This is a genomic window from Rhodanobacter umsongensis (assembly GCF_042654965.1).
In the GTDB taxonomy this organism is placed as follows: domain Bacteria; phylum Pseudomonadota; class Gammaproteobacteria; order Xanthomonadales; family Rhodanobacteraceae; genus Rhodanobacter; species Rhodanobacter umsongensis.
Genome location: NZ_JBHSMK010000002.1, coordinates 592,546 through 617,637, shown reverse-complemented (window position 1 = coordinate 617,637; position 25,092 = coordinate 592,546). Strand labels below are relative to the sequence as shown.

Below are 25,092 nucleotides of genomic sequence, written 5' to 3'. Positions count from 1 at the left end.
TTGCGCTCGACGCTTCGAGGCTTGGCTTATCGAGTTCGGCACCCTTGCGCCCGGAAGTTGGAGGCTTGCGGGGGCGCCTTTGGGCTTTGCGCGCAAGGCCGAAAGCCTTGCGCGCGGGGTTCGCAGGGTTGCGGCAGGAGACCTGGCGGTCGGCTGCAGATCGCGTGCCTTTGCGTGAGCTACATCCGGGAGAAAACAGGCTACGGCGGGAGCGTGCATTTTCCCGCAGGCAGCTGGCGCGGCGGTGCGCCCGGACGGGTCTACATGGGCGCCGCCGCCTCCAGCGCCGACGCGGCGAGTTGCCGGAAGCTGCGGTCCATGTCGTCCGGCGACAGGTTCGGCTGTTCGTCCAGCCACCAGGCGAGCAGGCCGAAGAGCGCGCCGGCGATTCAGCGCACCAGCGGCTCGCGCTGGGTGGCCTTGGCGCGGGCAGGAGGCAGGGCGGGTTTCACGTCGTCGCGCACGAGTTCGATCACCAGGTTCTGGAGGCGCTGCTGCACGGCCGCGCCGCTGCGCTTGCCGACCATGGCGTGGAACACGTCGCGGTGCTCGCCGACGTGCGCGAACAGCTCGCGGCTGAAGCCGAACAGCCGCGCACTGCGTTCGCGTCATCGTGGCGGGCGGGACGGCGCTGCAGGTGGTGACTACTGGCAGATATCCCGGCCGTATTTTCGCGCGATAGTCGAACGCGTCGCCGCCGGTGCCGAAGCGCGCATCGCGGCGTATCCCTCACAGAGAGTGGCAACGATGATCCGATCTCTTCTGCTGATGCTGCTCGCGGGCCTGTCGATGCCGGCCGCGGCGGCCGCCTCGCATCCATCGTTCGACCTGCAGGTGCCGCAGGCGCCGACGGCGGTGACGATCGGCGGGCAGCGGCAGCTGGTGTACGAACTGCACGCGACGAACTATGCCGGCGTCGGCATGGTGCCCACGAAGCTGGAAGTGCTTGACGCGGATGCCCCGGAAAAACCACTGGCGTCGTGGGCCGGCCCCACGCTGCTGGCGCGCATGGCGATCGCCGGCACCGACCGGTCGCCGGATGCGCACGGCCTGCCTGCCGGCGTGCAGGCGGTGATCTACGTGGAGGTGACGCTGCCGGTCGGCACCCGCGTGCCGCGCCGGCTGATCCACCGGCTGACGTATGAAACCACCACGGCGCATGGACCTGAATCGGACGATGTGGCCGGCGGCGTGGTGGCGGTCGACCAGCGTGGGCCGGTGGTGCTGGCGCCGCCGCTGCGCGGCGGACCGTGGCTCGCGATCTACGACGCATCGGTGCCGCGCGGCCATCGCCGGGTGATGTTCGCGCTGGACGGCCAGGCGCGGATCCCCGCGCGTTTCGCGATCGACTGGTTCCGGCTGGACGCGCGCGGGCGCCATGTGCGCGGTGACGGCCAGGCGGTGGCGAACTGGCTCGGTTATGGCGCGGACGTGCTGGCGGTGGCCGACGCCACGGTAGTCGCCACGCGCAACGATTACCCGGAGAGCCCCACGTTGAAGAACCCCCGGCATCCGCTGGGCGAGGGCAGTGGCAACTTCGTGTCGCTGGACCTCGGTCAGGGTCGCTACGCACATTACGAGCATCTGCGGCCCGGCAGCGTCCGGGTGCATGCCGGCGAGCATGTGCAGCGCGGTCAGGTGATCGGCGCGCTCGGCTTCAGCGGCGACTCCACCGGCCCGCACCTGCATTTCCACGTCAGCGACGGCGCCGCTCCGCTGGCCGGCGAAGGGTTGCCGTTTGTCATCGCCCGCTACGAGGTACTGGGCGACTATCCGGACCTGGACGATTTCGACGCGGGCAGGGCATGGCGGGCATTGCCTGCGCAATCCGCGCATGGCCGGCAAGCGGAGATGCCGGCACCCAGTGCTGTGGTGGCGTTCCCGGGTAACTAGGGTTCACCTCACGACCTGCCGGTGGCTCGCTCGCCATGCTTGGTCTTGCGCGCGGGCGGCTTCGTCCACCCTTGCGCTGCCAGCCACCCATCGAAGTCATCGATCCAATGGTCGCTGCTGGTGCCTTGCCTGCGCATGCCGAAGCCGTGGCCACCGCCACTGTAGATATGGACCTCGGGTTTCTGGCCCGCGGCCATCAAGCTGTCGTAGAACTTCACTACGGGTGCGCGGGCCACGTCATCGTCCTGTGCCCAGGCCATGAAGACGGGCGGCAGTTGGGAGGGGATGGTCGGCATCGCGCCGAACGGGGCGCCGTAGATCAGCGCGGCGAAGTTCGGACGCGCCGCCGCCTCCGGCTGGAGCAGGGCGCCGCTGGCGACCATGCCGCCGGCGGAAAAGCCCAGGATGCCGACCTTCGTCGGCGCGATGTTCCACTGGGCCGCGTGTTGTCGAACCAGCTTGATGGCCTGGATCGCATCGGCGATGCCGTCCTTGCAGGCGGCGTCCATGTCCAGATTCCGCGGGATGCCCTGCTGCTTCTTTTCCTTGAGGCGGTACTTGAGCACGAAGGCGGCGATGCCTCGTTGCTGCAGCCAGCGTGCGACATCGTTGCCTTCCGCATCGATGGCCAGCGCCACGCAGTAGCCGCCCGGCGCGATGATCACGCTGGTGCCCGTGGCCTGGGCTCGTTCCGGAAGATAGGCCGTCAAGGTCGGCGTGGTCACGCCGAGGACGACGGTGCCGACGGGGGTGCCATGCACCACTTGCTCGTGCTGGGCCGAATGTTCCGTGCGCGGGGTGGGGCCGGGCCAGATTTTCACCGTCGCCTGCGCGTGCGCGCAGCAGGCGATGAACATGCCCGCCGCACCCATCGTGATCTGTCGCATGGGTCGCTCCAGGTTGCATGGTGGCTCGGCGCTTGCCGCCGGGTCCCTTGAAAAAACCAGAAACCCGCCGGTCGCGGCGGGCTTCTGGTTTCGATCGGTCGGTGGTCGGGGCCGGGGTCGTTCCATCCACGTGCCGCGCCTCGTTCAGTGTCCGGATTTCTGCACGCCACCGGCTGCGCCGCGAGCGCTGTCTTGAATCGACGGCGAAGAGGTGCGCGAGTAGTCGGGGATGTCCCTCAACGGATACCTGCGTTCGTCGTCGAAACGGATCCGCTGCTGACGGCTGAAATCGTTCCTGTTCGCCAGCGCCAGCCGGTGACCGTCGATGTGCACCCAGTACCATGATCCGTTCGGCACCGGCGAGCTCGACACGTAGACGAACCGTGCCAGGTAATCACCCTCCTGCCGGGGCGAAGCCTGCAGCGCGAGGTTGATGACGACCTGGCTGCTGATGGGCCGGCCATGGTGGGTGGCGGGCTTGCTGATCATTTCATCCAGGCTCTGGCGCAACAGCCGGGTGACTTTCGGCGACAGCTCGGCGGACGGCGAGACGTCGGTGACCTTGCCCCGGGAATCCACGTGCACCAGCACCGGCATGAAGCCGGGCCTGAATTCGTTGAGCGAGCCCGTGGCTGCCATCGCGGCGCTTGCGCCGACAGCCAGTACACCTGCGAACATCGTTGTGGAAAACCGTTTCATGCATCCTCCGTGGATCACGAGTCAGTGCTGCCTAGGGAAGCCATCTGTCAGCGGACACACACCTGTGTGAGCACTCTTCTACTCAACGCGTGACCTGTCAATCAGGATGACGTGACGAAGGCCGGCGGCGCCTTGCAGTACGGGTCAGCGCTGTTCCGGCAGCGTGGCCAGCCACTGCAGCACCGCGCGCGACAGCTCGATGCGCTGGTCGGAGTACGCATGATCGGTGGGCAGGTGCACGGCCGTCACGCGGGTGTCCCCGGCATGGCGCAGGGCCGCCGCAAACGACACGTTGGCCTGCGCCAGTCCGTCATCCGAGGTGACGATGAGCGCGGTGCGGCTTTCCAACGCATGGACCTTCGATTGGAATGCCCATCTGGCCGCGTGATCGGCGAGCTCGCGAGCCAAACCGTCGGGCGTGCAGCCGCTCAGCGGGGCCATGCCTTCGTTGGCCAGGCCCGCGCTCATCCTGTGCAATGCATCCGGCTTCTGATCGCTGCCCAGCATCTGCTGCATCCTGCCAGCCATGTCGGCGGCCGAAATGGTGGCAAAGGCCTCGATCGCGGGGTCGGCCGCTGCTGCCTGCACGGCCATGAAGCCGCCCATGCTGTGGCCGATCAGCACGATGCGTGCCGGATCCAGCCGCAGCTTCCTGGCGACGTCCGGCTGGCGCAGATATGCCAGCGCCGCGGCGGTATCCTCGATGCCGTGCGAGAACGAGAACTCGCCCGGCGTGCCCCACGAGCCGCGGTAGTTGAAATAGAGCACGTCCCAGCCGGCGCGACGCATGTCCTGCGCCAGATCCAGATTGCGCTCATTGCCGGGAAAGCCATGCAGCAGGATCACCGCCGGATGCGGACCCGCGCCGGCGGCGACGTAGACCAGTGCGTTCATCAGCGCGCCGTGGCTGGGGACCTGCATGGTTTCCATCGCGGCGCGAGTGCCCGCCGGCGCCCGCGATTCCGCTGCCGTCGTGGCCTGTTTCGGCGCGGCCTGCGCGTGGGATGGGCTGCATGCCAGGCAGGCAGCGAGGCAAACGGCCAGCAACACATGGTTCGGGTTGTTCATGCTTTTCCCCCGGCGTCGATCGAGGTGGTTGCCGAAGGGTAATCCTTCCGCGAACGGCGCGGGTCGGTGCCGTGCATTCAGCGTGCCGCCCGCACTTGCGAGGCCAGCCGCGCGATGCGCGTGGCCTCGATGCCGATCTGGCGCATCTGGCCGGTCGGCGAGGCGATGAGGCCGCAGAAGAACAGGCCCGGTTCCGGCGTTGCCCGGCCGCTTGCCGACGGCATGCCGTGGTCGTCGAAGACACCGCGGACGTCGGGGAGCAGGGCGCGCAGGTCGGGGCGGAAGCCGGTGGCGAGGACGACGCTGTCGAACGGCTCCGCCGGCGAATCGACGAAGGCCACGCCGTCGCGGGTGAACCGCTCGATGCCGCCGCGCACGGCAATCGAACCGTCCCTGATCCGGGCCAGCGTGCCCACGTCGAGCAGCGGCACGCGGTGGTCTTCCTCGATCGAGCGGCGTGGTCCTTTCGCAGGGGCCTCGAGGCCGAGTTTCTTCAGCGAGCCGATGGCCAGGCGTATCGTCGGCGCGTTGATGAAGTCGGCAAGGCGTGCGGGCAATCGCGCCTGTGCGATCGCCCAGGTCAGGATCGGCAGGCCGAGCAGTTCGCGCGGCAGGATGTGCACCGGGCCACGTACCGCCAGCGCCACGCTGACGTCGGCCTCGGCCAGATCCAGCGCGATCTCGCCGCCGGAGTTGCCGAACCCCACGACGAGCACACGCTTGCCCGCATAGGCCGACGGGTTGCGATAGGCGGTGCTGTGGATGATCTGGCCCTGGTAATCCTCCATGCCCGGCCAGCGCGGCCGGTAGGGGAAGTCGGCCCAGCCGGTTGCGATCACGACCACCGGTGCCGTGAACTGTGCCCGCTTCGTGCCGACGTGCCAGGCCGATCCATCGTGACGGACGGTTTGTACGGCGCAGTCGAACAACGGGCGAAGGTCGAAGTGCGCCGCATAGCTTTCGAGGTACGCCACCACCTGCGCGCGCGACGGGTAGCGCGGGTAGCCCGGCGGCATCGCCAGGCCGGGCAGGCCGGAGTGGCCGCGGTCGGTGTGCAGGTGGAGCCGGTCGTAGTGGCGGCGCCAGACCGAGGCGACCGCATCGGCTTTTTCAAGGATCAGCACGCGCAGGCCGTGCCGGCGCATGGCGGCCGCGCAGGCAAGGCCGGCGGGACCGGCGCCGACGATGATCGCGTCTGCATCGGGCATGACGTTCATGGCCTGAGTTCCCGACGGCTATGGATGAGCCCATAGTGCCATCCGCTCGCCGAGATGGCGCCCATCGGGTGGTCGATGCATGGGCCGGCGGACCGATGAATGCGGTCGCGCGCCGGCCCGAAGCGTGTCGCGCAGGTCTCTGGAGGGTGCCCCCGTCGGCGTGGCGAAAGCCGACGCGCCATCAGCTCAGCATTTCACCCGGCCGCCGGCAAGTTGCTGGCAGGGGTGGAATACCGGCTCCTTCGATGGCCGATCACCATGATCGTGGTCATGGCCATGGTCATGGTCGCCGTCATGGTGGTCGTGACGACCGCCGCTGTAGGGCGGCGTCACGCCCCAGTAGGCCGGTGGCGGGTAATAGGCAGGCTCGGTGAGCTGATCGCGGTATTGCGCGTTCTGCTGGCGCAGTGCTTCATTCTCCTCGCGCAGCCGTTCGCGGTTGGCGGCATCGTCGGCTGCGGCCTGTTCCTGGGCCTGCTGACGCGCCTGCTCGTCGCGCAGATTCGCAGCGGCGTCCGCTTCCGCCTTGCGCTCGTCTTCCTGCGCCATTTTTTGCTGGTATGCGGCGACGCGCTGCTTGTAGAGCGCCTGCAGATGATGCGATTCGGCGTACTTCCGCGCGAGCGCGTCCTGGCCCAGGCGCAGGTACTGATCGATCACTTCGCTGTCGTCGGCCTGATGGATCAGCTCGCCCTTGGCACCGGGGCAGGGTCGATCGGTGTACTCGATGCGACCACCCTTGCTGCATTTGTAGATGTTCTGGGCAGCGGCAGCAGGCGCGAGGGCCAGCAACAGCACGGCGACCAGGAAAAGGCAGGATCGGAGGGGCAAGATGTTCATCTTGGCCACCATTCTGCACCGGTGACGCCCCAAAAACCGCTGGCTCGATCCACCCGGTTTGGAATGGTTCACGGCCACCCCAGGGCGCCGCGGGACATCCGGCGAGCGACCTCCCCGCTACGGGCTAAGGCAGGCTTTCACGCGGTACCGCATGCGGCTCCGCATGCCGCCAGGCCCGCAATCCGATGATCGCCAGCATCACGAAACCGGCATACAGCACCGAGGTGATCAGCAGGTGCTTGTAGACGTATTCGCCCACGTAGATCACGTCCACCACGATCCACAGCCACCACGCGGCGACATGCCGCTTGGCCTGCCACCACTGCGCGACCAGGCTGAAGGCGGTCAGCGCCGCGTCGAGCCAAGGCAGGGCGGCGTCGGTGCGGTAGTGCATGAACGCGCCCAGCGCCAGCGCGCCGAGGCTGCCCAGCGCCAGGTGCGCGATCGCCTGCTGTCGCGCCAGCGTGGCCACCTCGACGCGGCCATCCTCGCCGATGTGCTGCAGCCAGCGGTACCAGCCGTAGCCGATCAGCAGCGCGAACGCGAACTGCAGCAAGGCGTCGGAGTAGAGCTTCGCGTCGACGAACACCCACGCGTAGGCCAGCACCGAGATCAGCCCCACCGGCCAGCACCACGGGCGCCGGCGGGTAGTGAGCCAGACGCCCCAGGCGCTGACCAGCGCGGCGATGAGTTCGACCCAGGTCATCTCAGAACGCGATCGTCAGCGAAAGCCGGGCCAGCCGCGGCGCGCCCGGGAACAGGTAGCTGTCGCCGCCGGAGCTGCCGGTGTCGCGCCAGTAGAAGCGGTTGAACACGTTGTCGACGCTGAGCCGCCAGGTCAGCGCATGGCCGTTCCACTGGCTGGCGTAACGCAGGCCGGCATCGAACACGTTGTACGCCGGCACGCGGGTCAGGCCGTTCGGCGTGGCCACGTTGGGGCTGGCGTAGCGCCAGCCGCCGAGCAGGCCGAGCCGGGGCGCGAACGGCAGGCGGTAGTCGACATACAACGCACTGCGCAGGCGCGGCACGTTGACCACCTGGTGGCCTTCGTAGCTTGGGGCGCCGGTGCCCTCGGCGCGCGCCCGGATCAGGTTGAGGCTGGCGGTGAGGCGCAGGTTGTCGGTGACCTGGCCGGCGGCGTTGAATTCCAGGCCGCTGTGCACCTCGTTGCCCTGCTGCACAAAGGTGAAGCCTTCGGCGGTGCTGTCCGGCCGGGCGAACTGGTACGGCTGGCGGAGGCGGTACAGCGCGGCCGAAAGGCTCAATGCGTCGCTCCATGCGTACTTCACGCCGGCCTCGGCCTGGCGCGCCAGCAGCGGGGCCAGCGTGGTGCCGCCGTTGGAGGTCCAGTACGGCGCTTCGTTGCCCAGCGACAGGCTTTCGCTGTAGCTGACGTAGGTGGTCAAGTGCGTGGTGGGTTGCCACAGCACAGCCGCCTGCGGCAGCGCCTTGCTGAGGCGGGTGTCGCGTTCGGGGGCGCCGGTGTCGTCGTAGGCGCGCTCGTGCAAACGCACGAAGCGGCCGCCGAGCAGCACCTGCCACTGCGGACCGAGATGCACGCGGTCCAGCGCGAACACCGAATGCTGCCAGCTGGTCAGCCGGCGTGCCGACGCGCCCGGCTGGTTCGGCGACGGCGCGAACACGGGCGGATCCACCTGGTCGATGTTGCCGGTGCCGACGTAGTCGTAGACATAGGGGCGGCGGTCGATGCTGCGGCGGAACGCGCTGGTGCCGACGCTGACCTCGTGGCTGAGCGCGCCGGTGTCGAAGGTGCCCTTCAGCACCGCGCGCGCCTCGTCGTTGACGCGGGTGTCGTCGGGGCTGCGGTAGTCGTAGATGTCATAGTCGCCATTCGGCGCGAAGAACCAGCCCGGCGTCGCGCCGCTGGCGCAGTCGGGCGAGTAGAAGCAGCCGTAGGCGAACGCCACGTTGTCGTCGATCACCACGTGGCTGTGGCCGGCCGAGAGCTGCACGCTCCAGGCGTCGTTGACGCGGTAGTCGAAGCGCAGCGTGCTGTTGCTGGCGTCGATGCCGACCGGCCGCTGCCACGGCTGGAAGCCGAGCATGCGGCTGCGGCTGGGATGCGCCGGAATCATGCTGCCGCCGAGCAGCTGGTAGCCGGAGACCGAGCGCTGCCCGCTGGTCTGGTAATTGGTGTCCAGCCGCAGCGTGGCGTTCGAGCTGATCTTCCAGTCGGCGGCCAGCGAGAGGAACGTGCGGCGGCCATCGGCGTGCCGCACGTAGGAGTTCATGTCCTCGTGGGCGGCGTTCACGCGCACGCCGAAGGTGGGCGTCAGCCAGCCGCCCACATCGATCGCGAGGTAGCGCGAACCGTGCGAGTCGGTGCCGACGGTGGCGCTGTGCACGTCGGCGGGGCGCTTGCTGACGTAGTTGATCAGCCCGCCCGGTGCGACCACGCCCGCTTCGAGGCCGCCCAGGCCCTTGAGGATTTCCACACGCTCCTTGTCTTCCAGCGGCTGCAACTGCTCGCCGGCCATGCTCATTTCGTTGAACCGGAAGCCGGTGGCCGGATCCAGCGCATAACCGCGGATCGCGATGTCCTGGTAGTAGCCGACCGGCGCGTAGCTGTCGCCCAGCGCGGCATCGCTGCGCGCCAGTTCGCTCAGGGTACGCGGCTGGCGGTCGTCGATCTGGTCGCGGGTGATCACCGTGATCGCGGCGGGCGTGTCCTGCAGCGGTGCGTTGCCGAAGCTGCCGAAGGTGTCCAGCTGCGAGTTGTCCGCGTGGTAGCCCTTGGCACTGTCGGCCTGTACGTGCACCGGCGCCAGTCGCGTGGCCTGCGGTTCGCTGGTGGTGTCGCCGGCGTGGACGGGCGCCATGGCAGTGAGCAGGGCGAGGATCAGGGGAGTGCGGGGAAGAGGCATCATCATCGTCGTCGTCAAGGGGGTACGGACGAAGCGACGGCGACCCGACTGTCGCGAGGACATGCCGGATCTGCAAGCTCCCTACGCCGGTACTAACCGGGTCAGGTTCCAAGGGACTCTCTCAGCCCGGCAACGCCGGGCACCCCCGCTTCAAGAACGTCTATTGAACCACGGATCGGCGTGGCCTGCGGAGCTGCGATCACGCGCAGCCGCGAATGGCCTCCAGCAGCGCGCGCCCGGGTGCGGTGCCGAACCATGCGGCATGCCCGCGCAGAAAGGTGTCGTAGGCGACATCCGCGCTGGCGCGCGAGCGGGTGATGGCGTGGAAATACTCGACCTCGGACAGTGCGAAATCCACGTGCACCAGCGGCAGCAGGTCGGCCAGCAGGGCCAGGTCGTCCGCTTCCAGCGGACGCTCCCGGCGATAGCCCTCGATCAGCGCGCGGGCGATGTCCGGATGTGCGGCGTCGATGCCCGTGTCCAGGGCCAGCCAGGCGATCGCGTTGCGCTCGATCGCGGTGGCGAGGTCGAACAACGCGAAGTTGGCGGCGGCGAGGCCAAAGTCGAGCGCCGCGGTGATGTGGGCGTTTGCGCTGTCGTCGCTCCAGCACAGGTTGGAGACGTGCCAGTCACCGTGCGTCCACAGCCGCGGTTGCTGCGCCAGTCGCGGCTGTGCCGCGGCGTGCCATGGCGCAAGCACGTCGGCAAGGTCGGCCGGCCAGTCGCGCCCTTGCAGATAGTTCGCCAGGCCTGGGCGTGTGCGCAACTGGCTTTGCAGTGCGGCGATCGGGTCGGGCGAACGGATCAGTTCGCTGCGCGCGACCAGGATGTGGGTGTCGCGCTGGGCCGCGTCGTAGCCATCGGACGCGTCGTGCAGCATGCCCAGCAGCCGGCCGGCGCTGCGCGCATGTCCGGCGTTCGGCAGCGGGGACCATGAGATGGCTTCGCGATACAGGTCGATCCCGGCGGCACGCTCGTGCACTTCGTAAACCCAATCGCCGAGCGCCACCGCGGTTCGCCCTTGCGCGTCGCTCAACACGGCCGGTATCGGCATGCCGTTGCCGCGCAGGTGCGCCATGAAGCGATGCTCCTCGCCGAGCGTGGCAATCGAGCGCACGCTGCGATGGTGGCGCTTGACGAAGACTATCCCCGTGGTCGTCTCGACCAGGCAGGCTGCCGACAGGGGACGCGGGCTGTGCCACTCGATGCGGACCGGCGCGCCGAGCACGGGATAGTTGCGCAGCAGCGTAGTGGCCTCGCCGGCCGTCAGCGGCGGCCAGTCCGCGCGAATCTCGTCGCCGGCCAATCCGTGGGCAAGGTGGGGCGAATCGGTCATGGCGCGCGAAGTGTCCGCAACGGGGGCGAACCCGTGATTATCCCCGAAGGTCATCGTGACTGCTTTCGAACCCGTGGCGGCGTTCACACGCACCCGTCCGCTGGCTCCGAGCCCTTCGACGAGCCCGGGACAGGCGTGGTCGCTAAGCGATGGCGTCGAAGGTGTGGGGTACGGCCGAACATCGACCGCGCGCTTTCGGCGCCACGCGAGCTCCGGACGGGACAAGCTTGCAGTTTGCCCCGCCTATAATGGCCAGCTTTCCCGCGTGGTGCCCGCCGTCCGATGAGCGCGATGTTGCTGCTGTTCGTCTGCCTGATCCTCGGCATGCTGGTGGCGCGCTTTGCGAGGCCGCCGGCTGGCCTCGTGCAGGGCATCAACTGGTGGGTGCTCAATGTGGCGCTGCCGGCACTGGTGCTGGAACTGATCCCGAAAGTGAAGTTCGATCCGCAGCTGTGGTTTCCGGTGGCGGCGATGTGGCTCACGTTCGGTGGCGCCTGGCTGTTGTTCGGTCTGCTCGGGCCGCGGCTGGGGTGGTCGCGCCAGCGCACCGGCGCGCTGGTCCTGGTCTGCGGCCTGGGCAATACCGCGTACATGGGCTATCCGCTGATCGAGGCGCTGCACGGCAAGGCCGGCCTGGCGCTGGCGGTCGTGGCCGACCAGATCGGCGCGTTTCCGGTGCTGGCCTCGGCCGGCATCGTGGTGGCGTCGATCTACTCGGGGCGCACGCCGCAGCCGCGGCTGATTGTCCGGCGCATCCTTACCTTTCCGGCTTTCATCGCGCTGGTGGCGGGCATCATCGTGGGTTTGGCCGGCGGCTGGCCCGACCTGGCGAACGGGGTGTTCGCGCCGATCGGCGCCACGCTGACTCCGCTGGCTCTGTTCTCGGTGGGGCTGCAGTTCAAGTTCCATCCCGGGCAGCGGCAGCTGGGCGCGGCCGGTTGGGGACTGGGCTGGAAGCTGCTGCTGGCGCCGCTGCTGTGCTGGGTCCTGGGCGTGGCGACCGGCGTGGGCGGCCTGGTGCTCACCGTCGGTGTGTTGCAGGCGGCGATGGCGCCGATGGTATCGGCGGCGATCCTTGCCGACGAATACGGGCTGGAACCGACGCTGGCCAATACCGTGCTGGGCGCAGGCATCGTGCTGTCGCTGATCAGCATCCCGCTCGGCAATCTGTTGCTCGGGCCCTGATGCGGCAACTTGCGCCGCGCACCGGCTGCGCCGAGACTAGTGGCTGATTCTCGGGCCGGGGGGGGCTCGTGCCATGGCAGGTTTTGAACTTATCAGGCGGTTCTTCGGAAACGAACCTGGCGAGCGCCGGGCCGTGCCTCGCAGCGGCGTACCGAAGGGCGCCTGGGTGCTGGTGGTCGACGACTCGGCCACCATCCGTGCGGTGCTCGGCAAGATGCTGAGTCAGGATGGGCATGTAGTGTTCAAGGCACCTGACGGCGAAACGGCCATCGAGATGGCCCGCATGGAAAAGCCCGACCTGATCTTTCTCGATATCGTGATGCCCGGCATGAACGGTTTTGCGGTGCTGCGCGCGTTGCGCCGCGAGCCGCAGACGCATGACATTCCGATCGTGATGATCAGCGGCAACCTGCAGGCGACCGAGCAATTCTACGTGCAGCGCTTCGGCGCCGACGATTTCATGAAGAAGCCGTTTGGCCGCGGCGAGGTGTTTGCGCGCATCCAGCATCTGACCAAGAGCGGCCGGTTGGTGATACGTGAGCGCACGCGGGAGGATCTGCTGCCTACGGTGCCGGAGCATACCGAGGCCGAGCATGCCGCCATTCCGGACATTGCCATGCCTGACCCGCACGACATGCTCTTGCCGCCCACTGAAAATTCGTGACCCGCGCAGCAATGCCGGCCCGACGCGCGCGATCGGCGCCCTGATCGCACGATAATCGCGGCGATGAGCAAACCAGCGGACAACCCGGTTGCCGACCTGCGTGTCGATCAATGGCTGTGGGCGGCGCGCTTTTTCAAGACGCGCAGCCTGGCCAAGCAGGCGATCGACGGCGGCCGGATCGATGTCAACGATGCCGGCTGCAAGCCGGCGAAAGCAGTGCGCGTGGGTGACATGCTGCGGATCTCGCGCGGTGAAGAGCGGCTGGAAGTCGAGGTGCTGGCTGTGTCCGAGCGGCGCGGCCCGGCCAGCGTGGCGCAGACGCTTTATCGCGAGACGGACGCCAGTCGCGTGGCGCGGGAAACGGCGCAGCGGCAGCGCCAGCTGGTCGGTGCAAGCGGCCCGTTGAAGCGCCCGGACAAGCATGCCCGCCGCGACCTGCGGCGGTTGAAGGACCCGCGCTGAGCAGTGCATCGCAGATTGGCCGCCCGATCTGCGGGACCATCCACGCCAATGCTAAAGGGGATTGCGCGTGTGCATCCCCACGACCCGGGGTGTGGCATGGACGGATTAACGCGGATGGCCGGCATCGCCTTCATCAAGCGTCTGCTCGGTGGCGCCGATGGCGAACAGGCGGCAGTGCAATACGCGCAGGCCGCTCTGGGTTCGCGCGTGCTGGTGGTCGACGATTCGCCCACCATCTGCGCCGTGCTGGGCAAGATGCTGGGCATCGAGGGTTACCTCGTGTCCAGGGCGAACGACGGCGACAACGCCATCCAGCTGGCGCGCGACGAACAACCCGCGCTGATCTTTCTGGACATCGTGCTGCCCGGCATGAACGGTTTCGCGGTGCTGCGCGCGCTGCGCCACGATCCGCTGACCCGGCACATTCCGATCGTGATGATCAGCGGCAACCAGCAGGCTACCGAACAGTTTTACGTGCAGCGTTTCGGCGCGGATGACTTCATGAAGAAGCCGTTCGGGCGCGACGAGGTCTGCAAGCGCATCGGGCAGTTGGTGCAGTCGGGACGGCTGGCTGCACGCAAGCCGTCGGAGCCGGTGAGCGTGCCGGTTGCCGGACTGTCTGCCGAAGCGCTGGATGCGATTCCGGATATCGCCATGCCATACGCGGATGAAACACGCGAACCCAGCCCGCCGCCACGCCCGCGCCCCGGCCTGCAGATGGCCCACGGCATGTTCTGAGCGTGTGACGCAAAGGGGCGAGCCATCCCCCTGGCATGATTCGCGCGAATCCACCCGGTCATCCCCGCCGCGAAGCGAGTCGCTGCAGCTCGCACCCGGCGCGTGTCGCTCGCCAGATGGAGGTGAAGCTTGCGCTCAGGCCAGCGCTTTCAGCCGATACAAAGCCTCCAGCGCCTCGCGCGGCGTCAGCGCATCCGGGTCGATCGTTTCCAGCGTGCGTTCGATCGCCGAAGGCTGCGGCGAGGCAAACAGGCCCAGTTGGGGCGAGACGTCAGCCACGGGCGAGCGCGTCGATGCGTGGCCATGTGGGCCCCGCTCCAGCTCCGCCAGCGTGCGCCTTGCGTCGGCGATCACCGACTTCGGCAATCCGGCCAGCGCAGCCACCTGCAGGCCGAAGCTGCGGTTCGCCGGGCCTTCCTTCACCGCGTGCATGAACACCAGTTGATCGCCGCGCTTCTGGTCGTGAAACTCCACCGCGTCCAGATGCACGTTGGCGATCGCAGGAAACTCACCGGCCAGTTCGGTCAACTCGAAGTAATGGGTGGCGAACAGGGTGTACGCGCGGCTGCTGCGCGCCAGATGCACGGCGGCGGCGCGAGCCAGCGACAGGCCATCGTAGGTGCTGGTGCCCCGGCCGACCTCGTCCATCAACACCAGGCTGTCGGCGGTGGCGTTGTGCAGGATGTTGGCGGTCTCGCTCATTTCCACCATGAAGGTGGACTGGCCGCGCGAGAGATCGTCGCCGGCGCCGATGCGGGTGAAGATGCGGTCGATCGGGCCGATCACGGCGCGCGAGGCTGGCACGTAGCTGCCGATGTGCGCGAGCAAGACGATCAGTGCGTTCTGGCGCATGTAGGTGGATTTGCCGCCCATGTTCGGGCCGGTGATCACCAGCATGCGGCGCGCATCGTCAAGCACGAGATCATTCGGTTCGAACGGTTCGTCGCGGACTTTCTCGACCACGGGATGGCGGCCGCGCTCGATCGCTATGCCAGGCTGGTCGCTGAGTTCCGGGGCGCTCCAGTCCAGCGCCTGGGCGCGTTCGGCCAGATTGCTCAGCACGTCGAGCTCGGCCATTGCGGCGGCAGCGGCTTTCAGTGGCTCCAGTTCCTGGGTGAGCGTGTCCAGCAGGGCTTCGTATAGCGCGCGTTCGCGCATCAGCGAACGCTCCTTCGCCGACAGCACCTTGTCCTCGAAGGCCTTCAATTCTTCGGTGATGTAGCGCTCGGCATTCTTGGTGGTCTGCCGGCGCGTGTAGTGCGCAGGTGCCCTGTCGGACTGGCCCTTGCTGATCTCGATGTAGTAGCCGTGCACCCGGTTGTAGCCGACCTTCAGCGTGGTGATGCCGCTGGCGGCCTTCTCGCGTTCCTCCAGTTCGACCAGATACTGGTCGGCGTGGGTGGACAGGCGGCGCAACTCGTCGAGTTCGGCGTCATAGCCATCGGCGACCACGCCGCCGTCGCGCTGCAGTACCGGCGGTTGCGCCACGATGGCGCTGGCGAGCAGGGCAGCGGTTTGCGCGTGGTCGCCGATGCGCTCGACCAGCGCATGCAGCAGCGGGCTGTCGAGTGATGCGATCTGCTCGCGCAATGCCGGTGCGGCAGCCAGGCCATCGCGCAGGGTGGACAGGTCGCGCGGCCGCGCCGAGCGCAATGCCACGCGCGTGAGGATGCGTTCCAGGTCGCCCACCCCGCGCAGCAGCTCGCGCAGCGGTTCGTGGCGTCGACTGTCGAGCATCATCCCGATGGCCTGATGGCGATGGCGCAGCAGGTCGCGCGAACGCAGCGGGCGGGTCAGCCAGCGGCGCAGGAGGCGCGCGCCCATCGGGGTAACCGTGTCGTCGATCACGCCGAGCAGGGTGTGTTCGGTGCGGCCGCTGGGGTGGGTATCCAGCTCCAGATTGCGCCGGGTCGCCGCATCCAGCGCGATGGTTTCGCTGGCGCTTTCGACGGCCATCCCGGTGAGGTGTGGCAGCGCACTTTTCTGCGTTTCCTCGACGTAGCCGAGCAGGCAGCCTGCCGCGGCGATCGCCAGATGCATGCCGTCGACGCCGAAGCCGCCGAGATCGCGGGTACCGAAGAAGCGGTTGAGTTCGCGCTTCGCCGCGTCGCCATCGTAGTGCCACGGCGGACGCTTGCGCAGGCCGGGCAGGCTGCTGACGAGTCGGGGCCACGCCACGTTTTCATCGATCAGCGTTTCGGCGGGCTGCAGCCGGGCCAGCTCGGCGGCCAACCCCTCGGCATGGGGCACTTCGCTGAGCAGGAAGCGCCCGCTGGACAGGTCCACCCAGGCCAGTCCGTAGCCGCCATTCGCTCCGGCGGCAATCGCCAGCAGCAGATTGTCGCGTCGTTCCTCCAGCAGCGCGGCATCGGTTACCGTGCCGGGCGTGACGATGCGCACGACCTTGCGTTCGACGATGCCCTTGGCCAGCGCCGGGTCACCGATCTGCTCGCAGATCGCCACCGATTCACCGAGCCGCACCAGCCGCGCCAGATAGTTCTCCGCCGCGTGATACGGCACGCCGGCCATGGGGATCGGCGCCCCGGCCGATTGCCCACGTTGAGTCAGCGTGATGTCGAGCAGCCGCGCCGCCTTGCGCGCATCCTCGAAGAACAGCTCGTAGAAATCGCCCATGCGAAAGAACAGCAACACATCCGGGTGTTCGGCCTTCGCCGCGAGGTACTGGCGCATGAACGGGGTATGTTCGGCGGGTTTTTCGGTCTGCACGGGCCGTAGGGTCATCAAGGGTTGCCATGGATCGGTCGCGAGCCATGCACCTGGCCTGCAGCCGGGCTGGTCACGAACGCGGAAGCGCATGTGTAGCCCAGCCTGCGGCAGCTCACAAGTCATTGACTTTCGGGTTGCGCGCGAGGCGCGGTCGGTCGGGTGGCGGCGCCGATCGCCAACCATCCATCGCGGGCAGGCATCTTACCCTGCGGCGGGGTTCATGCCTTCCGCATCGCGGGCGATCTCAGCCACAGCGGCAGGGTGACCACAAACTCGCTGCCGAGATTCCTGCCGGCGCTGCGGCCGACGACATGGCCACCGTGTGCCTCGACCAGGTCGCGGACGACCGCCAGGCCGATGCCCAGGCCGCCAAACGCCGGCTCGATCGCATCGGTATCCTGCACGAACAGATCGAAGATGCCTGGCAGCAGCTCGGGGGCGATGCCGGCGCCGTCGTCGGCGACGGTAACGGTGGCGGTGGCGGAGTCCGGCGAAGCCTGCAGCGTCAACGCGATATGCCCGCCGGCCGGTGTGTACTTGGAGGCATTGTCGAGCAGGTTGCTGAACACCTGTGTCAGCCGTACGGGGTCGCCGTAGAAATGGAGCGGGCCATTCGGCATGTTCACCTCCAGGCGCTGCTTCCGGGTGTTCATCGACGGCTGGCAAGTCGCCACAGAGCCGGCAAGCACTTCCACCAGATCGACCATGCGGCATTCGAGGCGAAGCTTGTCGGTGCCGACGCGCGACCCTTCCAGCAGGTCGTCGATGAGCCGGGACAGGTGTGTGACCTGGCCCTCGATGATGAGCTTCAGCTGTTCGGGCGACATTTCCCCGTCGGCGCGCCCGCTGGCGAGCAGGTCGGCGGCGATCTGGATCGGCGCCAGCGGATTGCGCAACTCGTGCGCCACCATCGCGGTGAACTTGATCTGGCGATGATGCGCTTGGCGGGCTTCCGACTCGGACGCCTGGGCGTTCAGCGCAGCGAGCGTCAGCTGCTCGTTGGCTTCGCGCAGATGATGCTCGGCCGGGGTGGGATCGTCGCCATCCGGTTCGCGCCGCCGCGACAACTGCAACTCCGCTGCACCAGGCTGTTGCGGGAATTGTTCGGCAAGGTCGCCGCGATGGAACTCGAAGCTGCCTCCGCCCGCTCGCTTGGCTCGATACATGGCCGCGTCCGCCCGGTTGATCAGGGTCGTGGCGTTCTCGCCGTCCTCAGGATAGAGCGTGATGCCGACGCTGCCGGAGACATGGAAGAGGCGGTCGTCCACCGGGATGGGCGCGGTCAGGGCGGACAACATCTTTCCGGCGAGCAGGGCCGCATCGGAAGGTTGCGATACGTCGTTCAGCAGCACCAGGAATTCGTCCCCGCCGTAACGGCTGACCGTGTCGGAGTCGCGCACGATCGACTGCAGCCGTTGCGCCACGCATTGCAGCACCTCGTCGCCGCCGGCATGCCCCAGCGTGTCGTTGATCGGCTTGAAATGGTCGAGGTCGAGGAACACCACGGCGAAGCGCGTACCGTGCCTGCGGGCCGCGGCGATGGCGCTGTCCAGCCGGTCCAGGATGAGCGCGCGGTTGGGCATGCCCGTCAGTGCGTCGCGCTGGCTGACGCGCAGTAGCTGGTCCAGGTCGCTGATGGCGGATTCGGCATTCGTATCCGCGTGCAACGCGGCGAGGACCAGCTTCTCGTTGGCTTCCTTGAGCTGGGCGGCGTGGCTGTCGTTGAAATCGCGCTGGACCTGGGCAAGGTTCTGGCGCAGCTTCGCCAAACGCATGCGCAGGCGCTCCGCCTGCTGGTTGAGCCGCACCACGGGATCTTCCCGCCCGGTGGCGACCGGATCGCCGCTGAAAGTCACGTCGACGATCCCGCGGTGGTCGATGCGGCCAGCGGGTGCTCCGGCCTTGCCGTGCCAGCGATCAGGAGCTCACCCGCCGGCTGGGAGAGTGCCCGTTGCGAAGTCATGACCCCGCACCCTGCGCGGTCTGAGCGCCCGACGGGCGATTCCACACATTGCCGAGCAGCCGCTCGGCAAGCGGCCCGCCGATCAGGTTGGTCAGCAGGGTCTGGAAGGTGCCCAGAAGTGCGTCGTTGGCGGCGTCGGCGTCGGCGCTGCTTGCCTGCGCAAGCGCCTGGCGCAGCGGACCGAAATCACCGGGCTCGAATGCGCCCTGGTGCACGGGTGCGAGGCAGGGATGGTTGGCGCACGCAAGGTGGATGCTGCGTTCGAACAGTGCCGCCACGCCGGGCCGCCCGATGATCGGTGACAGCACGGCATCAATGTCGAGCCAGCGTGAAACCGCCATATCGATAATCCTCGAAGCATCTGCGCCTTCTGCCGCCAGTTGCGCAAACATGGTGTGAACAGGGGCTGCATCTGGGCACATCGATGATCCGGACGCTTGCCGCGAATGCGAGCCGCCCGATCGTGCACCGTGAATTGCGTTTGTTTGGTGAAGGTCGGGACGCGGCAGCCGGCCCGCGGAGGTGCCTCGCGGCACAAAGCAAGTCTTGGCGCGGCCGCGCGGAACGGGTAGAAGGGAATCCCCGCGCCTGGCGCAGAAGTCATTCAAGCCGGAGTTCCGCATGAATTTGTCATCCGTCCCCACCGATGCCGAATTGCTGGCGCTGGCTGGCGGGGTAGCCAGCGAAGTGCTGCGCTGCCGGTTGATGCTGGTGACAGCGGAGTCGTGCAGCGGAGGCTGGATCGCCAAGACGCTGACCGATCTGCCCGGTAGTTCGGCGTGGTTCGATGCCGGTGTGGTGACCTACAGCTACGAGGCGAAAGAGGCCCTGCTCGGGGTGAATCCGCGCACGCTGGAGCATACCGGCGCGGTGAGCGAGGAGACCGTACTGGAGATGGTATCGGGTGCACTCGCGCGCTTTGGCGCGGGTGTCGCGGTGGCGGTAACCGGCATCGCCGGGCCATCCGGGGGAACACCGGACAAACCGGTCGGCACGGTCTGGATCGGCTGGAAGCGCCGTGGTGGTTACGGCCATGCACAACTGTTCCACTTTCCAGGCGATCGCGAAGCGGTGCGGCGACAGACCGTGGCTGCCGCGCTCATCGGCTTGCGCAAAGCGCTGACGGAATGACGCGCTGCCGGCCGCCAGACCGGCTTGACCGGTGTGGGATACTTGGCTGTGCAACCACCGGGTTTCCGTGATCGCGCGCGTTGATCGCAGCCGGTGAGATTCGATCCGGGCATCATGCCCACATTCAACAGCCCAACCGGAATACAAGACGATGGATGACAACAAGCGCAAGGCGCTCACCTCCGCCCTCGGCCAGATCGAAAAGCAGTTCGGCAAGGGCGCCATCATGCGCATGGGCGACCGCGTCAACGAAGCCATCGAGACGGTTTCCACCGGCTCGCTGGGACTGGACATCGCGCTCGGAGTCGGCGGCCTGCCGCGCGGCCGCGTGGTCGAGATCTACGGGCCGGAATCGTCCGGCAAGACCACCATGACCCTGCAGGCGATCGCCAGCTGCCAGCGCGCCGGCGGCACCGCCGCGTTCATCGACGCCGAGCACGCGCTCGATCCGACCTACGCCGAGAAGCTGGGCGTGAAGGTCGACGACCTGCTGGTATCGCAGCCGGACACCGGCGAGCAGGCGCTGGAAATCGCCGACATGCTGGTGCGCTCGGGTGCGGTCGACATGGTCGTGGTCGACTCGGTGGCCGCACTGACCCCGAAGGCGGAAATCGAGGGCGAGATGGGCGACTCCCACGTTGGCCTGCATGCCCGTCTGATGAGCCAGGCGCTGCGCAAGCTCACCGCCAACATCAAGAAGTCCGGCACCCTGGTGATCTTCATCAACCAGATCCGCATGAAGATCGGCGTGATGTTCGGCAGTCCCGAGACCACCACCGGCGGCAACGCGCTGAAGTTCTACGCCTCGGTGCGGCTCGACATCCGCCGCATCGGTGCGGTCAAGCGGGGTGACGAGATCATCGGCTCCGAAACCCGTGTCAAGGTCGTCAAGAACAAGGTCGCGCCGCCCTTCCGCCAGTGCGAGTTCGAGATTCTCTACGGTGAGGGCACGTCCCGCGAAGGCGAGATCATCGAGCTGGGCGTGGCGCAGAACCTGATCGACAAATCCGGCGCCTGGTACAGCTACAACGGCGACCGCATCGGCCAGGGCAAGGAGAACGTGCGCCAGTTCCTGCGCGAGCATCCGGAGATGGCCAACGAGATCGACAAGCAACTGCGTGAGCGCCTGCTGGTACCGGTCGGCAAGCCTGCCGCTGCCGCACCGGAAGAGGCGCTTGAAGAAGCGTGACCGGGTGACTTGTAACGATTCGCTGCGGAAAGCATGGCCCGGCTCGCCCGGGCCATGTCCGTTCGCATGTTCATGAAACGTCCACCTGGCAAGGATCATCCGGGGGAGGGTCATCCGGCCAAGCCGAAGCGCAGCGCTTACGACAAGGCGCTGGGCCTGCTGGCCCGCCGTGAACACTCGCGCCGGGAACTGAAAACCAAGCTGCGCCAGGGCGGTTATGAAGGCGAGGAAACCGCCGCCGCGATCGACCGGCTCGGCGAGCAGCGTTATCAGGATGACGACCGCTTCGCCGAAGTGCTGCTGCGCAGCCGGATCGCGCAGGGCTATGGTCCGGTGCGGCTGCGGATGGAGCTGAAAACCCATGGGCTGTCGGACGCGCGCATCCGCGAACTGCTCGACGCGGCCGAGGTGGACTGGAACATTTCCGCCGCCGCGCAATTGCGTCGGCGCTACGGCGGCGGAGGCACCACCGACCCCGCCGAACGTGCCCGCCGTGCGCAATTCCTCTTGCGCCGCGGCTTTGCCGCCGCCACAGTACGGAATGTTGCCCACGCCGATGTGGACGAAGCCGACGACGACGCTTACTGAATCCCTTGCCGGGGAACGATGGACGCTGATCGAGTGGCCCGGCCGCGGTGTGGTCTTTTTTTTACGCCAGCCACTTCGATGCGCATGAAAACCTCCGAAATCCGTTCGACTTTCCTCGACTACTTCCGCTCCAAGGGCCACACCATCGTGCCGTCCAGCTCGCTGGTGCCGTCCAGCGACCCCACCTTGCTGTTCACCAACTCGGGCATGGTGCAGTTCAAGAATGTTTTTCTGGGCAGCGAGAAACCTGGATACGTCCGGGCGGCGGACGTTCAGCGCTGCCTGCGCGCCGGTGGCAAGCACAACGATCTCGACGCCGTGGGCTATACCGCACGTCATCACACCTTCTTCGAGATGCTGGGCAACTGGTCGTTCGGCGACTATTTCAAGCGCGACGCGATCATCTACGCATGGGAACTGCTGACCGTCGTGTTCAAGCTGCCGGCCGACAAGTTGTGGGTCACCGTCTATCACACCGATGACGAGGCATTCGACATCTGGAGCAGGGAAGTCGGCGTGCCGGTCGAGCGCATCGTGCGCATTGGCGACAACAAGGGTGCACCGTACGCGTCGGACAATTTCTGGCAGATGGCCGACACCGGTCCCTGCGGCCCGTGCACCGAGATCTTCTTCGACCACGGCGCCGATATCGCCGGCGGCCCGCCCGGCTCGCCGGACGAGGACGGCGATCGCTACATCGAGATATGGAACCTGGTGTTCATGCAGTTCGATCGCGCGCCGGATGGCACGCTGAGCCCGCTCCCGGCACCGTGCGTGGACACCGGCATGGGGCTGGAACGGCTGGCTGCCGTGTTGCAGCATGTCCATTCCAACTACGAGATCGACCTGTTCGCGCACTTGATCCAGGTTGCCGCCGGACTCACTGACACGAAGGATCTGGCGAACAAGTCGCTGCGCGTGATCGCCGACCACATCCGTGCGTGTTCATTCCTGATTGTCGACGGCGTGCTGCCGTCCAACGAAGGACGCGGTTACGTGTTGCGCCGGATCATTCGCCGCGCCCTGCGGCATGGCTGGATGCTCGGCGTGCGCGGCGATTTTTTCTGGAGGATGGTCGCGCCGCTGGTGGAGGAAATGGGCGCGGCCTATCCCGAACTGGCGTCGAAGCAGTCGTTCGTCGAGGACGCGTTGCGCACGGAGGAGCTGCGCTTCGGGGAGACACTGGAGCACGGCATGCGGCTGTTCGACGACATCGCCCATAAAAGCCGGGCCGGCCAGTCCGGCGGGATCATTCCTGGCACCGATGCGTTCCGCCTTTACGATACTTACGGTTTTCCGGTCGACCTCACCGCCGACATCGCTCGCGAGCGCGGGTTGGAGGTGGACATGGGCGGCTTCGAGCAGGCCATGAACGAGCAGCGCGAGCGCGCCCGCGCCGCCGGCCGGTTCGAAGCCAAGGGCCAGATGCCGGCCGATCTGGCCAGCCAGCTCGGGCCCACCGTGTTTCTCGGTTATGAGGCACTGCGCAGCGAGGGCTGCAAGGTGCTTGGCATCGTCCGTGGCGGCAAACGGATCGATCAGCTTGCCGACGGCGAGGAGGGTTTGCTGATCCTCGACCGCACGCCGTTCTACGCCGAATCGGGCGGGCAGGTGGGCGATACCGGCGAGCTGCTCGCGGCAGCCGGCCGATTCGATGTCGGCGATACCTTGAAGATGGGCGGCGTGTTCTTCGGCCACGCCGGCCGCTGGGTGGGCGGTGAGCCCTTGCGCACCGGTGACGTTGTCGATGCCCGCGTGGATGTCGCGCGGCGCCAGGCCATCGTGCTCAATCATTCGGCCACCCATTTGCTGCACGCGGCATTGCGCAAGGTATTGGGCGATCACGTCGCGCAGAAGGGGTCGCTGGTGGCGCCGCAGCGGCTTCGATTCGATTTCTCGCATTTCAAGCCGATGGACGCAAACGAGTTGACGCAAGTCGAGCTGATGGTGAATGCCGAAGTGCGCCGCAATGCGGCAGCCGAGGTGCGCACCATGGGCTACGACGACGCGATCGGCTTCGGCGCGATGGCACTGTTCGGCGAGAAGTACGGGGATGAAGTGCGCGTGCTCAAGATGGGGGACTTTTCCATCGAGCTGTGCGGCGGCACGCATGTCAACCGCACGGGTGACATCGGGCTGTTCAAGATCGTCAGCGAGGCAGGTGTCGCCTCCGGCGTGCGGCGCATCGAGGCAGTCACCGGTGATGGTGCGCTGGCGTACGTGGCGGATGAAGAGCACCGCCTGGCCGAGCTGTCCCAACTGCTCTCCAGCAGCGGCGAGGAGGCGGTGGAAAAGCTGCGCCAGCTGTTCGATCGCCAGAAGAAGCTCGAACGCGAACTGGCTTCGCTGCGCAGCAAGGCGGCAGGTTCGGCCACGGCTGATCTGGCCGGCTCTGCCACCGATGTCGATGGCATCAAAATTGTTGCTGCGCGACTGGAGGGGCTTGATGCCAAGTCGCTGCGCGACAGCGTGGATCAGCTCAAGCAGCAGCTCGGCGATTGCGTGATTCTGCTGGCTGGAGCTGCCGATGGCCGCGTTTCGCTGATCGCCGGCGTGCACGGCAAGGCGTTGAGTCGGGTCAAGGCCGGCAGCGTCGTCGCTCACGTCGCTGCCCAGATCGATGGCAAGGGGGGCGGACGGCCGGACTTGGCGCAGGGCGGCGGATCGGACCTGCCTCGGCTCCCCGCGATTCTGTCTGCGCTGCCAGCGTGGATTGCCACGCAGTGATGCGAAAAAATTCTAACCTGAATGTGCTATTTTGCTGCGGCTCGAACGCATTGCGCCCGGCAATGACGCTCAGTTAGTATCGAACCCGTGTCGGCACGGTTCGTCATGGCAGTGCCGCCAGTCAGGACGCTCAGGAGTGTTTTGGCTGTGAGCCGGGAAGGCGGTAGGGCCTTCGGCGGATCAATCGTCGAACTGCGGACGGACGAAAGCTCAGGGGTGAGGCTTCGTCGTGCTGCAGGCCTGTCACCAACAGCTTTATGGAGAGTAGCAATCATGTTGATTCTGACCCGCCGGGTCGGTGAAACCCTGATGATCGGCGACGAGGTGACCGTCACCGTTCTTGGTGTGAAAGGCAATCAGGTACGCATCGGCATCAATGCACCGAAGACCGTCGCCGTTCATCGCGAAGAAATCTATCAGCGGATCAAGGGCGAACACGAGACAGGCGGCACGACGCCTGACGAGTCTGCCGAACACTGACGTGAATTAAGCCTTTACCTCGAACTCGCCGGTCAGTATCCTTGCCGGCTCCGCTGCGATGCGGGAAAAAAACCCCGGAGAGATGCCCGAGTGGCCGAAGGGGCTCCCCTGCTAAGGGAGTATAGGGTCAAAAGCCTTATCGAGGGTTCGAATCCCTCTCTCTCCGCCAGATACGCAAAACGCCCCGAGAGGGGCGTTTTGCGTATCTGGCGGAGAGGTAGTGGGGGCAGCCCTCCAGGGGTCGACAAATTCGTCTGGAATGAACTGGACGGCCCAACGACGGGCCCGGACCATCTTCGATGGCTATGCGTCGCTCCTCATCCCATCGAAGCTGCGTCTTGCCATCTGGCGCAGAACCCGTCGTGAACGCTGCTGGATGGGTCGCGGCGGCCGCCATCGTGGACCGCACCAGC

At 67.0% G+C, this 25,092-nt stretch carries 22 protein-coding genes, 1 tRNA gene and 1 riboswitch; of the genes, 11 read left to right on the top strand and 12 right to left on the bottom strand.

Annotated features, from left to right (window positions below):
• Positions 1 to 389 precede the first annotated feature (389 nt).
• Positions 390 to 539, bottom strand: coding sequence for a hypothetical protein (locus ACFPME_RS02980; protein ID WP_377301863.1), 150 nt, complete (start codon positions 537 to 539; stop codon positions 390 to 392).
• 208 nt (positions 540 to 747) lie between these two features.
• On the opposite strand from ACFPME_RS02980, the gene ACFPME_RS02975 reads away from it, so the two are divergent.
• Positions 748 to 1,893, top strand: a complete 1,146-nt coding sequence (locus ACFPME_RS02975) for a M23 family metallopeptidase (RefSeq protein ID WP_377301861.1) — start codon at positions 748 to 750, stop codon at positions 1,891 to 1,893.
• Positions 1,894 to 1,901: 8 nt separating this feature from the next.
• On the opposite strand, the gene ACFPME_RS02970 is transcribed toward ACFPME_RS02975, so the two are convergent.
• From ACFPME_RS02970 to ACFPME_RS02935, 8 genes are all read right to left on the bottom strand, one after another.
• The gene (locus ACFPME_RS02970) at positions 1,902 to 2,780 is read right to left on the bottom strand and encodes an alpha/beta hydrolase (protein WP_377301859.1); all 879 of its coding nucleotides are present in this window, start codon (positions 2,778 to 2,780) and stop codon (positions 1,902 to 1,904) included.
• Between the two features lie 144 nt (positions 2,781 to 2,924).
• Complete coding sequence (locus tag ACFPME_RS02965) at positions 2,925 to 3,479, bottom strand: hypothetical protein (protein WP_377301857.1); 555 nt, start codon at positions 3,477 to 3,479, stop codon at positions 2,925 to 2,927.
• Positions 3,480 to 3,623: 144 nt separating this feature from the next.
• Positions 3,624 to 4,547, bottom strand: a complete 924-nt coding sequence (locus tag ACFPME_RS02960) for an alpha/beta hydrolase family protein (RefSeq protein ID WP_377301855.1) — start codon at positions 4,545 to 4,547, stop codon at positions 3,624 to 3,626.
• Positions 4,548 to 4,624: 77 nt separating this feature from the next.
• Positions 4,625 to 5,764: a flavin-containing monooxygenase gene (locus ACFPME_RS02955; RefSeq protein ID WP_377301853.1), complete on the bottom strand. Its 1,140-nt coding sequence runs from the start codon at positions 5,762 to 5,764 to the stop codon at positions 4,625 to 4,627.
• Positions 5,765 to 5,950: 186 nt separating this feature from the next.
• Positions 5,951 to 6,604 (bottom strand): DUF4124 domain-containing protein, encoded by a 654-nt coding sequence (locus ACFPME_RS02950; RefSeq protein WP_377301851.1) that lies wholly within the window; start codon positions 6,602 to 6,604, stop codon positions 5,951 to 5,953.
• Between the two features lie 124 nt (positions 6,605 to 6,728).
• Positions 6,729 to 7,310, bottom strand: coding sequence for a nicotinamide riboside transporter PnuC (pnuC, locus tag ACFPME_RS02945; RefSeq protein ID WP_377301849.1), 582 nt, complete (start codon positions 7,308 to 7,310; stop codon positions 6,729 to 6,731).
• A gap of 1 nt (position 7,311) precedes the next feature.
• A complete protein-coding gene (locus ACFPME_RS02940; RefSeq protein WP_377301847.1) occupies positions 7,312 to 9,495 on the bottom strand; it encodes a TonB-dependent siderophore receptor in 2,184 nt (727 codons plus the stop codon).
• A 55-nt stretch (positions 9,496 to 9,550) separates the two neighbouring features.
• Positions 9,551 to 9,646, bottom strand: a riboswitch (TPP riboswitch).
• A gap of 42 nt (positions 9,647 to 9,688) precedes the next feature.
• Positions 9,689 to 10,825 (bottom strand): phosphotransferase enzyme family protein, encoded by a 1,137-nt coding sequence (locus tag ACFPME_RS02935; protein WP_377301845.1) that lies wholly within the window; start codon positions 10,823 to 10,825, stop codon positions 9,689 to 9,691.
• 291 nt (positions 10,826 to 11,116) lie between these two features.
• On the opposite strand from ACFPME_RS02935, the gene ACFPME_RS02930 reads away from it, so the two are divergent.
• From ACFPME_RS02930 to ACFPME_RS02915, 4 genes are all read left to right on the top strand, one after another.
• Positions 11,117 to 12,010, top strand: coding sequence for an AEC family transporter (locus ACFPME_RS02930; RefSeq protein WP_377302831.1), 894 nt, complete (start codon positions 11,117 to 11,119; stop codon positions 12,008 to 12,010).
• 73 nt (positions 12,011 to 12,083) lie between these two features.
• Positions 12,084 to 12,674 (top strand): response regulator, encoded by a 591-nt coding sequence (locus ACFPME_RS02925; protein WP_377301843.1) that lies wholly within the window; start codon positions 12,084 to 12,086, stop codon positions 12,672 to 12,674.
• Between the two features lie 63 nt (positions 12,675 to 12,737).
• Positions 12,738 to 13,136: an RNA-binding S4 domain-containing protein gene (locus tag ACFPME_RS02920; protein ID WP_377301841.1), complete on the top strand. Its 399-nt coding sequence runs from the start codon at positions 12,738 to 12,740 to the stop codon at positions 13,134 to 13,136.
• A gap of 114 nt (positions 13,137 to 13,250) precedes the next feature.
• Positions 13,251 to 13,874 carry a response regulator gene (locus tag ACFPME_RS02915; protein ID WP_377301839.1) on the top strand — a complete coding sequence of 208 codons (624 nt, stop codon included), beginning with the start codon at positions 13,251 to 13,253 and terminating at the stop codon, positions 13,872 to 13,874.
• Between the two features lie 135 nt (positions 13,875 to 14,009).
• Here the strand turns inward: ACFPME_RS02915 and mutS are convergent, their stop codons facing one another.
• The 3 genes from mutS to ACFPME_RS02900 form a co-directional block, all read right to left on the bottom strand.
• Positions 14,010 to 16,616 (bottom strand): DNA mismatch repair protein MutS, encoded by a 2,607-nt coding sequence (gene mutS / locus ACFPME_RS02910; RefSeq protein ID WP_377301837.1) that lies wholly within the window; start codon positions 16,614 to 16,616, stop codon positions 14,010 to 14,012.
• A 203-nt stretch (positions 16,617 to 16,819) separates the two neighbouring features.
• Positions 16,820 to 18,457, bottom strand: coding sequence for a diguanylate cyclase domain-containing protein (locus tag ACFPME_RS02905; protein ID WP_377301834.1), 1,638 nt, complete (start codon positions 18,455 to 18,457; stop codon positions 16,820 to 16,822).
• A gap of 103 nt (positions 18,458 to 18,560) precedes the next feature.
• Positions 18,561 to 18,956: a hypothetical protein gene (locus ACFPME_RS02900; protein WP_377301832.1), complete on the bottom strand. Its 396-nt coding sequence runs from the start codon at positions 18,954 to 18,956 to the stop codon at positions 18,561 to 18,563.
• 229 nt (positions 18,957 to 19,185) lie between these two features.
• Here ACFPME_RS02900 and ACFPME_RS02895 point away from each other — a divergent pair, with 229 nt between their 5' ends.
• The 6 genes from ACFPME_RS02895 (at position 19,186) to ACFPME_RS02870 (ending at position 24,848) form a co-directional block, all read left to right on the top strand.
• Positions 19,186 to 19,695, top strand: a complete 510-nt coding sequence (locus ACFPME_RS02895; protein WP_377301830.1) for a CinA family protein — start codon at positions 19,186 to 19,188, stop codon at positions 19,693 to 19,695.
• Between the two features lie 151 nt (positions 19,696 to 19,846).
• Positions 19,847 to 20,884: a recombinase RecA gene (gene recA, locus ACFPME_RS02890; RefSeq protein ID WP_377301828.1), complete on the top strand. Its 1,038-nt coding sequence runs from the start codon at positions 19,847 to 19,849 to the stop codon at positions 20,882 to 20,884.
• Positions 20,885 to 20,917: 33 nt separating this feature from the next.
• On the top strand, positions 20,918 to 21,472 hold the full coding sequence (locus ACFPME_RS02885) for a regulatory protein RecX (RefSeq protein ID WP_377301826.1): 555 nt from the start codon (positions 20,918 to 20,920) through the stop codon (positions 21,470 to 21,472).
• Positions 21,473 to 21,556: 84 nt separating this feature from the next.
• Complete coding sequence (gene alaS / locus ACFPME_RS02880; RefSeq protein ID WP_377301825.1) at positions 21,557 to 24,199, top strand: alanine--tRNA ligase; 2,643 nt, start codon at positions 21,557 to 21,559, stop codon at positions 24,197 to 24,199.
• Between the two features lie 273 nt (positions 24,200 to 24,472).
• The gene (gene csrA, locus ACFPME_RS02875) at positions 24,473 to 24,679 is read left to right on the top strand and encodes a carbon storage regulator CsrA (RefSeq protein ID WP_377301822.1); all 207 of its coding nucleotides are present in this window, start codon (positions 24,473 to 24,475) and stop codon (positions 24,677 to 24,679) included.
• A 76-nt stretch (positions 24,680 to 24,755) separates the two neighbouring features.
• Positions 24,756 to 24,848: transfer RNA gene (locus tag ACFPME_RS02870), tRNA-Ser, on the top strand.
• The last annotated feature ends 244 nt before the right edge of the window (positions 24,849 to 25,092 follow it).

Coding starts and splice junctions, on each gene's coding strand:
- ACFPME_RS02975 (WP_377301861.1), top strand. CDS start 748: ATGATCCGATCTCTTCTGCTGATGCTGCTCGCGGGCCTGTCGATGCCG.
- ACFPME_RS02970 (WP_377301859.1), bottom strand. CDS start 2,780: ATGCGACAGATCACGATGGGTGCGGCGGGCATGTTCATCGCCTGCTGC.
- ACFPME_RS02965 (WP_377301857.1), bottom strand. CDS start 3,479: ATGAAACGGTTTTCCACAACGATGTTCGCAGGTGTACTGGCTGTCGGC.
- ACFPME_RS02960 (WP_377301855.1), bottom strand. CDS start 4,547: ATGAACAACCCGAACCATGTGTTGCTGGCCGTTTGCCTCGCTGCCTGC.
- ACFPME_RS02955 (WP_377301853.1), bottom strand. CDS start 5,764: ATGAACGTCATGCCCGATGCAGACGCGATCATCGTCGGCGCCGGTCCC.
- ACFPME_RS02950 (WP_377301851.1), bottom strand. CDS start 6,604: ATGAACATCTTGCCCCTCCGATCCTGCCTTTTCCTGGTCGCCGTGCTG.
- pnuC (WP_377301849.1), bottom strand. CDS start 7,310: ATGACCTGGGTCGAACTCATCGCCGCGCTGGTCAGCGCCTGGGGCGTC.
- ACFPME_RS02940 (WP_377301847.1), bottom strand. CDS start 9,495: ATGATGATGCCTCTTCCCCGCACTCCCCTGATCCTCGCCCTGCTCACT.
- ACFPME_RS02935 (WP_377301845.1), bottom strand. CDS start 10,825: ATGACCGATTCGCCCCACCTTGCCCACGGATTGGCCGGCGACGAGATT.
- ACFPME_RS02930 (WP_377302831.1), top strand. CDS start 11,117: ATGTTGCTGCTGTTCGTCTGCCTGATCCTCGGCATGCTGGTGGCGCGC.
- ACFPME_RS02925 (WP_377301843.1), top strand. CDS start 12,084: ATGGCAGGTTTTGAACTTATCAGGCGGTTCTTCGGAAACGAACCTGGC.
- ACFPME_RS02920 (WP_377301841.1), top strand. CDS start 12,738: ATGAGCAAACCAGCGGACAACCCGGTTGCCGACCTGCGTGTCGATCAA.
- ACFPME_RS02915 (WP_377301839.1), top strand. CDS start 13,251: ATGGCCGGCATCGCCTTCATCAAGCGTCTGCTCGGTGGCGCCGATGGC.
- mutS (WP_377301837.1), bottom strand. CDS start 16,616: ATGACCCTACGGCCCGTGCAGACCGAAAAACCCGCCGAACATACCCCG.
- ACFPME_RS02900 (WP_377301832.1), bottom strand. CDS start 18,956: ATGTTTGCGCAACTGGCGGCAGAAGGCGCAGATGCTTCGAGGATTATC.
- ACFPME_RS02895 (WP_377301830.1), top strand. CDS start 19,186: ATGAATTTGTCATCCGTCCCCACCGATGCCGAATTGCTGGCGCTGGCT.
- recA (WP_377301828.1), top strand. CDS start 19,847: ATGGATGACAACAAGCGCAAGGCGCTCACCTCCGCCCTCGGCCAGATC.
- ACFPME_RS02885 (WP_377301826.1), top strand. CDS start 20,918: ATGGCCCGGCTCGCCCGGGCCATGTCCGTTCGCATGTTCATGAAACGT.
- alaS (WP_377301825.1), top strand. CDS start 21,557: ATGAAAACCTCCGAAATCCGTTCGACTTTCCTCGACTACTTCCGCTCC.
- csrA (WP_377301822.1), top strand. CDS start 24,473: ATGTTGATTCTGACCCGCCGGGTCGGTGAAACCCTGATGATCGGCGAC.